Below are 8,234 nucleotides of genomic sequence, written 5' to 3' on the forward strand. Positions count from 1 at the left end.
GCGTCGACCTTAGCGGCTCCTACGGCAGCAACAATGCGCGCGGGCTTGGTTCGGTGTTCGGCGGCGTGCGTGTCGATCCCAGCGTCGACGTGTTCGGCGGCGCGGTGTATCGCACGCAGGGCAATTACAAGGATGGCGCAGGCACTGAAATCGGCAACACCGGCAACGATCTCGCCGCCGGCTTAATGAAATTCACGGTGCGCCCGGCCGACGGCCACGAGGTCAAGATCGGCGGTATCTTCCAGGACTTCAATTACGACGTCGGGCAGTTCAACCGCGGCCCGGTGCTGACCGCGGCGCAGCGCGCGCTGTATCAGGGCTCCTCGGTGTACGGTACCAGCCTGCAGAACTACACCGGAACCCTGAGCTGGAAATATTCACAGCCGGACGACACCTGGTTCGACTGGAGCGTGAACCTGTACGGCAATCGCACCAACAGCGACCAGACCAAGACCTATCACTATTCGACGAGCGGGTCGGGCTACTGCGGCGCCGGCAATTACGGCAACAACATTTCCGGCTGCATCGGCGACAAGCGCGGCTACAACCTCGACACCATCGGCATCGACGCCAACAACACCTCGCGGTTCGAATATGGCAACTGGCGAACCGCGGTGACCTACGGCGTCGACGCCTTCAACGACAAGGTGACGACCTGGGATTCGCGCGGCAATTCCAACATCACCACCCCTGGCGGCGAGCGCACGGTGTCGGGCGGCTTCATCCAGGTGAAGAACAATTACGCGCACTGGCTCGAGGTGATCGGCGCCGCGCGCTACGACCATTATGAGCTGAGTTCCAATTCGTCGACCGCCAGCGGCAGCCGGCTGTCGCCGAAGGTGACCCTCGGCCTGACGCCGATCGCCGGCTTCACCCCCTATGTCGCCTATGCCGAAGGCTATCGCGCGCCGTCGATCACCGAGACCCTAATAGCCGGCGCCCACGTCACCGGCGGCGGTCCGGCGCTGTTCACCTGCGGCGACGGCACTACCGGTTTGTTCTGCCTGATCCCCAACACCGCGCTGCGGCCGGAGGTCGGCAAGAACAAGGAGGTCGGCATCAACCTGAAGTACGACGGCATCTTCAGCGCCAGCGACAGTTTCCGCGGCAAGATCAACGCCTTCCGCAACGACGTCGACAACTATATCGAGCTGGTCGGCTCGACCCCACAGGTGTCGCAGCTCGGCCCGGCGTACGGGCTGTACAGCAAATACTATCAGTACCAGAACATCCCGCGCGCCCGGATCGAGGGCGTCGAGGTCGAGACCAATTACGATGCCGGCATGTGGTTCGTCGGCGTCAATGCCGCGGTGATCCGCGGCACCAATCCGGATACCGGCCTCGGCCTGGTCTCGGTACCGGCCCGCAAGGTGGTCACCACCGGCGGTCTGCGGCTGCTCGACCGCCAGCTGACGATCGCGGCGCAATGGGCGTCCTACGCCGCCAACACCAATCTGCCGACCGGCTATCTGCCGGGAACCTCCTACGATCTCGTCAATCTCAACATCGCCTATCGGCCGACCGCGGACGTGACGCTGAACTTCTCGATCGATAACCTGCTCAACAACTACTATCGTCCATATGCGATCCCCGGCTCGTCGGCCGACGGTTCGTCGCAGAACGACATTCTGTTCAGCAGCCCTGGCCCGGGCATCGTCTACAAGGGTGGGATCAAGGTGCACTTCGGAGGAGCGTAACGGTCCGGCTCCGATCGGAGCCTGAACGGCGCGCCAGAACAACAAGCCAGCAAACAACAAGCCAGCAAGGAGAGAAGATGTTCATCGCGATGAATCGGGTTCAAGTGAAACGCGGCGCCGAGCAGACCTTCGAGGAGATCTGGGCGACGCGGGAATCCTATCTCAGCGAGATGGACGGTTTCGTCGAGTTTCATCTGCTCAAAGGGCCGGTCGCGGACGACCATACGCTGTATGCGACCCACACTATGTGGGCCAGCAAGGCGGCGTTCGAGGCTTGGACCACGTCCGACCAGTTCCGCCGTTCGCATGCGCGGGCCGGCAACGACACCGGGCAGAGCCTGTATCTCGGGCATCCGCGGTTCGAAGGGTTTGAAGTGATCCGTAGCGAGCGCAACGCCGCTGCGGCCTGAGACAAGGAGAGAAGTGATGGCGACTGCAGCGGCATCGGTGGTGTCCTCCGAGACCGGCGATCTTCGTGCCTACATGGCGGCCAACCCGGCCGCCGTGATCGAGGAGGTCGCCAAGCAGTGGAACGTGTCGCCGCATGCGGTGATCGCGGCGCTGCCGGACGGCATGGCGCGGCTCGGTCCCGGTGACGGCTTCGTTGCCGCGATGAACGACATCGCGACCTGGGGCGAGCTGACGCTGATCGTTCACACCGAGGACGCGATCTTCGAATTCACCGGCGAGGTGCCGCGCGGTGAGATCAGCCGCGGCTATTTCAACCTGATGCAGCCGAAGGGCCTTCACGGCCACTTGCGTCACGATCGTTGCGGCGCGCTGGCGTTCGTCGAGCGCCCGTTCATGGGCAAAGCGAGGGCCTTCGTGGCGTTCCTCAATCAAGACGGCGGCATCATGTTCAAGGTGTTTGTCGGCCGTGACGCCAATCGCGAGCTGCGCGCCGATCAGCTCGTCCGGTTCCATGCGCTCGCCAAGCAATTCAGCGAGGAACGCGGTGCGTAACTCCGAAGGCGCCGCGGCAGGGTGGGCGGGCGCGGCGCTCGCCGTCATCGCCGTGGCGCTGCCGAGGGATGCGTGGGCGGCGGCCGATCTGGCAACGCTGCCGCGCGACCTGTCGCCGTGGGGGATGTTCCTCGGCGCAGACGCGGTGGTGAAGACCGTGATGGTCGGTTTGTCGCTGGCGTCGCTGGCGGCCTGGACGGTGTGGCTGGCCAAGTCGATCGAACTGCGCCGCAGCGTTGCGGTGGCGCAGCGTGGTCTCGACCGTCTTGAGAGCGAGATCACGCTGCAGCAGGCCGCGGCGGAGACCGCCGACCAGCATGACGCAGTAGCGCAGATGATCCAGACCGTCGATCGCGAGGCCAGCCTGTCCGGCGGTACCCATGACGAAGGTTTCCGCGAGCGCGTGGCGCTGCGGCTCGATCGGGTCGAGGCTGCGGAGGCGCGCCGCGCCGCGATCGGCACCGGTCTGCTCGCCAGCATCGGCGCGGTGGCGCCGTTCGTCGGGCTGTTCGGCACGGTGTGGGGGATCATGAACGCGTTCATTGGCATCTCGAAAGCCAACACCACCAATCTGGCGGTGGTGGCGCCGGGCATCGCCGAGGCGCTGCTCGCCACCGCGCTCGGGCTCGTCGCCGCGATCCCGGCCGTGGTGATCTACAATCATCTGACGCGGCGGGTGACAGCATATCGCGCGCTGCTCGGCGACGCGTCGACCCAATTGCTGCTGATGATCAGCCGCGAGGCGGCGCGTCCGCCGCAGCGCGCCCGCATGGTGAGGTGAACCCGATGGTCGTCAAGCTTGCGAGCCGCCGCTGCGGCCACGACGACATGGTCGAGGCGCACGAGATCAACGTCACGCCGTTCATCGACGTGATGCTGGTGCTGCTGATCGTCTTCATGGTGGCGGCGCCGCTGGCGACCGTCGATGTCGGCGTCGATCTGCCTGCCAGCACCGCCGCGCCGCAGCCGCGGCCGGAGAAGCCGGTCTTCGTGTCGCTGAAGCCCGATCTGTCGCTGGCGCTGGGTGAGGAGATGGTGCCGCGTGAGGGACTGACCTCGGCGCTCGACACCGCGACCGGCGGGAACAAGGACGAACGGATCTTCCTGCGCGCCGACAAGGCGGTGAGCTACGGCGATCTGATGGCGGCGATGAATCTGCTGCGCGATGCAGGCTATCTGAAGGTGGCGCTGGTCGGACTCGACGGCCGCGCCGTTCAGCCTTGAACGCCCGCGCGCTGCACGACAGCGCGGCTGCGCAGGGCGCGTCGCGGTGGCTGCTGTCTGCGGCGGTGATCGTCGGCGTGCACGCGGTGGCGGTGGCAGCCGCGCTGGCTTACTACACGCAGGTCCCGCCGCCGGGCGAACCGCTGGCTGCGATCATGATTGATCTTGCGCCGATGACGGCATCGCCGCAGCCGAGCCCGCTCGATCTGCCGCCGGGACCGGAGATGCAGGAGGCTGAGGCACCGCAGTCGGAACCCGAGCCGGTGCAGCACACCGCCGCAGTGCCCGAGATCGCGTCAACGCCGATCCAACAGAAGGTCGAGGTGCCGCTGCCGCCGGAGGCTAAGCCGTCGCCCCCGGATAAGCCCGAAGCGGTGAAGCTCGAAAAGCCCGAGCCGGTGAAGCCGAAACCGGAGCGGCCAAAGCCGGAGAAGCGCGAGCGCGTCGCCAAACAGAATTCGTCGGACCGTCCGCCGGCGCCGCGAACCAGCGCGCCGCAACGCGCCGAACGCCGCGCCGCCGACGCGATGGCGGCGCTCGCCGGCGCTCAGGCGGCAACCGCGATGCTGCCCAGTTATCGCCAGCGCCTCGCGGCTCATCTGCAGCGCTTCAAGCGCTATCCGACCGAGGCCCGCGCCAGCGGCGTACAGGGCACCGCGACTTTGAGCTTCACCGTCGGTCGCGGTGGCCAGGTGCTGAGTGCAAGGCTCGCGCGCTCCTCCGGCCATCCGGCGCTCGATGCCGAAACGCTGGCGATGGTCAGCCGCGCCCAGCCGCTGCCGCCATTCCCACCGGAGATCACGCAGGCTTCGTTGAATTTCAGCGTGCCGGTCAACTTCTCCGTTAGGTAGTTCGTCGTGGGAGCGATCACCGCTCGATGGCCCTTCACAGCTTGAGTGAATGGCGCGTCCTTTTTCAAAGGTACTGCAGCTCATCTAGAGGAGCCCGATAAGAGCCGGGGGTGTCTCGAAAGATGAGACGCCGTAGCGTCCTGCAGCACATGGCCGGGACGGCGCTTCGCGCCTCGTCATTATGAGCCTGTTGTGAGCACGGGCAATCGCCGTACTGATTTTGATCAACAACAGAGTAATTCTAATCACAGGTGCTGCTACATGCGGCGGATGACAGTTGTCGGACTTGGCGCCGGATGCTTGCAGATTGGAACTATTCAGGCTGCCTTGATGGCAAAACTACCGCTGTGGATCGCGCGAACTATGCATGTAGTTGCGCGCACGGGGCTCGGCAGATTCGGGCTGCCGAACGTGTTACGAAGTCATGCGGAGCTGATGATGATGAATTTCGATCCGGAGCACGAATCCAAACAGATGGAAACGCCCGAAGCGGCCGGCGCACAGTCCGAACAGTCAGGCGTGGCGATGCGGGTGTGGGCCCGACATCGCCTGCGTGAACTGGCGGAAAGCGGCCGCCTCGGCATGGGTTCGGAGCGTGCACGCCGTCGTGGCTGAACGCTGCGCAAACTAAGCCCGCTGCGACGCGGTCCGTGTTGGATCGACGCGAATCTCTGAAGCGCCATTGGCGCAGCGGCTCGCAGCGGTCTGCGCGGCGATCAGCGAATCGAACGATTGACGCTCCAGCGCGTGGAAGTCGCGGTGCGCTGCGAAGAAGCAGTAGCTGTCTCCTTCGCGGACCAGGATCCCGGCGGTGCGGGCGCGGACTTCGATGACGCAGGCGTCGGACATTGCATCTCACCGGAGTTTCCGGTGCCTTCCTGTAGTCTCGATCGCGCGGCGGTGGAATGCGGCGCGATCGAACGCGTGGCTGTTCAATCGTGACGCTTCGCAACGCGGTGCCTGCCCAAACGTTCCGCAATTTGCGAGGCGATGCGGCGCTTCAACGCGTCGGCTCAGAACAGCAGGCTTTTCAGTCCCGCAGCGAACAGAACGGCCGCCAGCGCGATCTGCAGTTTTCGTCCCGACAGCTTGCCGGCGGACAATCCGCCGGCGATCACCGCGGGGATGGAACCGGCCAGCAGGCTGACGAGAATGTGCCAATCCACCATGCCGGCGACCAAGTAACCCGCGCCCGCGACCATCGCGAGCGGGATGGCGTGGGCGAGGTCGGTCGCCACCAGCCGATGCGGCAGCAGCCGTCGCGGATAGAGATACAGCAGCAGCACGGTGCCGAGCGCGCCGGCGCCGATCGAGGTTAGCGCCACCAGCGCGCCGAGCACTGCGCCGGCCAAGATCGTGAGCGACGTCCGATCCGGGCCCGGCTGCTCGACATCGGGTGTCGCCGGATTCAAGGCTGCGATCAGCCGTGGTGCGAACACGATGCCGATCGCGGTGAGGATCACCACCATGCCGATGGTCTTGGTGAGCCACTGCGTGCGCCCGACTGGATCGGACAGCGCGACGATCGCAACGACGAGGCCGGCCGCAGGCAGGCTGCCGGCCCATAGCCGAGTGACGATGCCCCAATCGATGTGACCCCGGCGATTATGTACGGCCGCACCGACCAGCTTGGTGATCGCCGCGAACCACAGATCGGTGGCGATTGCGACATGCGGGGCGATGCCGAAGATCAGCAACAACAGCGGCGTCATCAGCGCGCCGCCTCCAACCCCGGTGAGGCCGACGACGAAACCGGTCACCGCGCCTGCAAGTGCGTAGTTCGGATCGATCGCGATCCCTTCAAAACCCGTCAGTTCCACGCCTCCTGCGCCGGTGAATCGCGCGGTCTCAGTTTTACGCGTTGCGCCTGTGCGGCGGCAACGCGCCATCCCGGTTCCGTTTGTGCGCCGAAGTACATGATGGTCATCGAAAGATGGCGGGGTAGGGAGCGTCGGTATTTATACCTGGGTGTTGATTTCGGCCTAATTTGCTCGGTGCGATCGCGCACGATCGGTTAGTAAGCCTGGAACCACTTGAAGCGATGGCGCTTTCGCTCGCCGACCTGGGCATGCAAGGGATTTATCAGACAGGACCCACCACGTCGGCCAGCCATCGGCCCGCGGATCCTGCCGTCACCGCCGAGACCTCCCCGGTTGGCGATGACTGGCCCCGGGGCTCCCCCGCCAGCCCCGGGGCCGACCTGTCTGTGCAAAACCACCGCGCCTGGAGCTGTCTCGCTCATTATTTGCAATTGATTTGCAATTGCAAATAAGTCAACCTGCTCCTGCTGGGCAAGTTTCATCAGGCATTGGACCTTGCCGCAGCCTCGACCCCGCTTTCGCCGAGACACATCAATGACGCAGGCTGCGGGGCGGGATCACTGAGCGAATGGGATTCGGGCGCCAGGGAGAAACGGCGATGGCGAGTGGGCGTGCAGCGGTGAGGCGAGGGCGGAAGGCTGACAGCTTTGCGTCACGCCGAGGCCGCGGACATGCCGCGCGCTCGTTCGCAGCACTGCTAGCCGGGACCATGCCGGCCGCCGCCGAGGAGGCGCAAAGCTGGCGGGGTCCCGCACCCTCGTGGTTGCCATCGCTCTCTCACGCAGTGACCGACAAGCCGGAGACCGTGCCGGGCAGTCATCATGCCGAGGGCGTCGACACCGAACACATCTTCGGCTTCACCATGGGCTCGGATATCGGCCAGCCCGGCGAAATCGAGGTCGAGCTTGAGAATGTCGCGGGCTTCGGCAAGCGCGGCGGCAGCTACGCCACCTTGGTGATGCTCACCCAGGTCAAATACACGGTGAACGATCGTCTCCGCATCGCGCCCGGCTTGGCGCTCGGTGCCCAGCGCATTGATGCGGTTCCCGGCTATGACGACCGCCGCCATCTATCGTTCAACGGCGCCGGTTTCGAAGTCCGCTACAAGCTGATCGACCGTGAGGTCGCGCCGTTCGGCCTGACGTTGCACGCGCAGCCCGGCTGGAGCCGCGTCGATGAAGCGAGCGGCGTGCGGATCGAGCAATACGGCGCGGAATTTGCCGCGCTGTTCGACCGCGAACTGATCAAGGACCGGCTGTTTGCCGCCTTCAACGTCTGGTACGGCACCGGCGCCACACGTCAGCTTTCGACCGGCGCGTGGGGCCATGATTCCGAACTGCAGCTTCACGGCGCGCTGTCTTATGCCTTCGCTCCTGGCTTCGTCGCCGGCGTCGGGCTGCGTTATCTGCGCGCCTATGATGGCGGCGGGCTCGATCGCTTCGCCGGCGATGCCGTCTTCGTCGGCCCGACCTTTTCCTATGCGATCACGCCGACGCTAGGTGTCTCTGGAACCTGGCAGGTGCAGGTCTCAGGCCAATCGCTCGGCGACATCCGGCCTTTGAACCTCGATCACTTCGAACGTCACCAGGCGATGCTGCGGCTGAACGCGCACTTCTGAACACTTAGCTCGTGATCAGGCGCGCGCGGTCGGTCACCATAATCTGGTCCAACTCCATAAC

The 8,234-nt window shown here is 65.1% G+C and carries 10 protein-coding genes; 8 read left to right on the forward strand and 2 right to left on the reverse strand.

The genetic code is table 11. The annotated features are described in order from the left end of the window. From DYI24_RS16200 to DYI24_RS16230, 7 genes are all read left to right on the forward strand, one after another. Nucleotides 1-1,697 (forward strand): TonB-dependent receptor domain-containing protein (locus DYI24_RS16200; RefSeq protein ID WP_164573028.1); only part of this gene is annotated, 1,697 nt, incomplete at its 5' end. Between the two features lie 77 nt (nucleotides 1,698-1,774). Then, complete coding sequence (gene hmuQ / locus DYI24_RS16205; protein WP_164573029.1) at nucleotides 1,775-2,107, forward strand: heme-degrading protein HmuQ; 333 nt, start codon at nucleotides 1,775-1,777, stop codon at nucleotides 2,105-2,107. Between the two features lie 16 nt (nucleotides 2,108-2,123). Next, complete coding sequence (gene hutX, locus DYI24_RS16210; RefSeq protein ID WP_164573030.1) at nucleotides 2,124-2,660, forward strand: heme utilization cystosolic carrier protein HutX; 537 nt, start codon at nucleotides 2,124-2,126, stop codon at nucleotides 2,658-2,660. Beyond that, a complete protein-coding gene (exbB, locus tag DYI24_RS16215) occupies nucleotides 2,653-3,441 on the forward strand; it encodes a tonB-system energizer ExbB (RefSeq protein WP_164573031.1) in 789 nt (262 codons plus the stop codon). The genes hutX and exbB overlap by 8 nt, the downstream gene beginning before the upstream one ends. A 5-nt stretch (nucleotides 3,442-3,446) precedes the next feature. Next, nucleotides 3,447-3,884, forward strand: a complete 438-nt coding sequence (exbD, locus tag DYI24_RS16220) for a TonB system transport protein ExbD (protein ID WP_164573032.1) — start codon at nucleotides 3,447-3,449, stop codon at nucleotides 3,882-3,884. After that, complete coding sequence (locus DYI24_RS16225; protein ID WP_164573033.1) at nucleotides 3,881-4,735, forward strand: TonB family protein; 855 nt, start codon at nucleotides 3,881-3,883, stop codon at nucleotides 4,733-4,735. Before exbD ends, DYI24_RS16225 begins: the two co-directional genes overlap by 4 nt. Before the next feature lie 261 nt (nucleotides 4,736-4,996). Continuing rightward, a complete protein-coding gene (locus DYI24_RS16230) occupies nucleotides 4,997-5,350 on the forward strand; it encodes a hypothetical protein (RefSeq protein WP_164573034.1) in 354 nt (117 codons plus the stop codon). A 12-nt stretch (nucleotides 5,351-5,362) separates the two neighbouring features. On the opposite strand, the gene DYI24_RS16235 is transcribed toward DYI24_RS16230, so the two are convergent. Then, nucleotides 5,363-5,584 carry a hypothetical protein gene (locus DYI24_RS16235; RefSeq protein WP_107344096.1) on the reverse strand — a complete coding sequence of 74 codons (222 nt, stop codon included), beginning with the start codon at nucleotides 5,582-5,584 and terminating at the stop codon, nucleotides 5,363-5,365. Nucleotides 5,585-5,748: 164 nt separating this feature from the next. Further along, entirely contained in the window at nucleotides 5,749-6,555 is an 807-nt protein-coding gene (locus DYI24_RS16240) for a sulfite exporter TauE/SafE family protein (protein WP_164573035.1), read from the reverse strand. 784 nt (nucleotides 6,556-7,339) lie between these two features. On the opposite strand from DYI24_RS16240, the gene DYI24_RS16245 reads away from it, so the two are divergent. Next, nucleotides 7,340-8,173 (forward strand): DUF6662 family protein, encoded by an 834-nt coding sequence (locus tag DYI24_RS16245; protein WP_349627788.1) that lies wholly within the window; start codon nucleotides 7,340-7,342, stop codon nucleotides 8,171-8,173. Nucleotides 8,174-8,234: the final 61 nt, after the last annotated feature.

Source organism: Rhodopseudomonas sp. BR0C11 (assembly GCF_010820945.1).
Taxonomy (GTDB): domain Bacteria; phylum Pseudomonadota; class Alphaproteobacteria; order Rhizobiales; family Xanthobacteraceae; genus Rhodopseudomonas; species Rhodopseudomonas palustris_H.